The sequence below is a fragment of the Pseudomonas sp. 05T35 genome (assembly GCF_056396605.1).
On the sequence record NZ_JBFTLU010000628.1, the window covers coordinates 1 to 1965 of the forward strand.

At 58.3% G+C, this 1965-nt stretch carries 3 protein-coding genes and 1 pseudogene; all 4 read left to right on the forward strand.

Features of this window, described 5'->3' with window-relative positions:
• Window positions 1-225 (forward strand): annotated as a pseudogene (locus AC1DH9_RS28155) (flagellar type III secretion system pore protein FliP); the annotation flags it as partial.
• A 23-nt stretch (window positions 226-248) separates the two neighbouring features.
• Window positions 249-518: a flagellar biosynthesis protein FliQ gene (gene fliQ, locus AC1DH9_RS28160; protein ID WP_054596295.1), complete on the forward strand. Its 270-nt coding sequence runs from the start codon at window positions 249-251 to the stop codon at window positions 516-518.
• Between the two features lie 3 nt (window positions 519-521).
• Window positions 522-1304, forward strand: coding sequence for a flagellar biosynthetic protein FliR (fliR, locus tag AC1DH9_RS28165; protein WP_427529953.1), 783 nt, complete (start codon window positions 522-524; stop codon window positions 1302-1304).
• A 3-nt stretch (window positions 1305-1307) separates the two neighbouring features.
• On the forward strand, window positions 1308-1965 hold a 658-nt coding region (locus tag AC1DH9_RS28170; protein ID WP_477809238.1), incomplete at its 3' end, for an EscU/YscU/HrcU family type III secretion system export apparatus switch protein.

The window sequence follows — 1965 nt, forward strand, 5'->3', positions numbered from 1 at the left end:
GCCTTCGTGACCTCGGAGCTGAAGACCGCGTTCCAGATCGGCTTCATGATCTTCATTCCGTTCCTGATCATCGACCTGGTCGTTGCCAGTGTGCTGATGGCCATGGGCATGATGATGCTCTCGCCGCTGATCATTTCGCTGCCGTTCAAGATCATGCTGTTTGTGCTGGTGGATGGCTGGGCGTTGATCATCGGTACGCTGGCGAGCAGTTTCGGCGGTGTTTAGACAGAGTGGGCGGGTAGGGCGATATGACTCCTGAAGTTGCGGTAGACCTGTTCCGTGAGGCGCTTTGGCTGACCACCATGATGGTCGCCATATTGGTCGTTCCGAGTTTGCTGGTGGGGCTGCTGGTGGCGATGTTTCAGGCGGCCACGCAGATCAACGAACAGACCCTGAGCTTCCTCCCGCGTTTGCTGGTGATGCTGATCACGCTGATCGTTGCCGGTCCGTGGCTGATACAAACCTTCATGGAATACATACTGCGCTTGTACACCAGTATTCCGCAGTTGATCGGCTAAACCATGTCATTGCTGGCGCTGACCGATGCGCAAATCAGTACCTGGGTGGCCAGCTTCATGCTGCCGCTATTTCGGGTTGGCGCGGTGCTGACGACCATGCCGGTCTTCGGCACGACCCTGGTGCCCAGGCGTATCCGGCTGTATTTCGCAGTGGCGATAACGGTGGTCATTGCGCCGGGCCTGCCGCCTATGCCGCAGGTCAATCCGCTGGACTTGAGTGGTCTGCTGCTGATTGCCGAACAGATACTGATTGGCGCGCTGCTGGGGTTTTCCTTGCAGTTGTTCTTTCAGGCGTTTGTGGTGGCCGGGCAGATTGTTTCGATTCAGATGGGCATGGGCTTCGCGTCCATGGTCGACCCCACCAACGGCGTGTCGGCGGCCGTCATCGGGCAGTTCTTGACGATGTTGGTGACGTTGCTGTTTCTGGGGATGAATGGCCATCTGGTGGTGTTTGAAGTCCTCACGGAAAGCTTCACCACCCTGCCGGTGGGCAGTGGCATGCTGGTCAATCATTTCTGGGAAATGGCCGGCAAGATGGGCTGGGTGCTGGGGGCGGCGATGCTGCTGGTATTACCGGCAATCACCGCGCTACTGGTGGTCAACATTGCCTTCGGGGTCATGACTCGCGCGGCGCCGCAACTGAATATCTTCTCTATCGGTTTTCCGCTGACCCTGGTGCTGGGTCTGGTGATTTTCTGGGTCAGCCTGGGGGACATTCTCAACCAGTATCAACCGCTGGCCACCGAGGCCTTGCAGTTGTTGCGTGATATGGCACAGGCGCGCTGAGTCATGGCTGAAAGCGAGAGCGGTCAGGACAAGACAGAAGACCCCACGGACAAACGCAAAAGGGACTCCCGTGAAAAGGGCGAGATCGCGYGCTCCAAAGAACTCAATACGTTGGCGGTGATGCTGGCCGGTGCGGGCGGATTGCTGATCTATGGCGGCGGTCTGGCGCTGGATCTGCTGGAAATCATGCGCCTGAACTTCTCCCTGCCGCGTGAAGTGGTGCTGACTCCGGATGCCATGGGCCTGTATTTGCTGAAGTCGGGCAAGATCGCGATTATCGCGGTGCAACCGGTGCTGCTCACTTTGTTGCTGGCGGCGATCATTGGTCCGATTTCCCTGGGCGGTTGGTTGTTCGCCGGCAGTAGCCTGGCGCCCAAGTTCAGTCGAATGAACCCGGCCAACGGCCTCAAGCGGATGTTTTCGTCCACGGCGTTGATCGAGCTGCTCAAGGCCCTGGCAAAATTCCTGTTGGTGCTGTTCGTCGCGCTGAGCGTGCTGCGCTCGGACATTGACGACTTGTTGCGAATCGCCCATGAGCCACTGGAGCAGGCGATTATTCACAGTGTGCAGCTGGTGGGCTGGAGCACCTTGTGGATGGCTTGCGGGTTGAGTCTGATCGCGGCGGTCGATGTGCCGGTTCAGCTTTACCAGAGTCACAAGA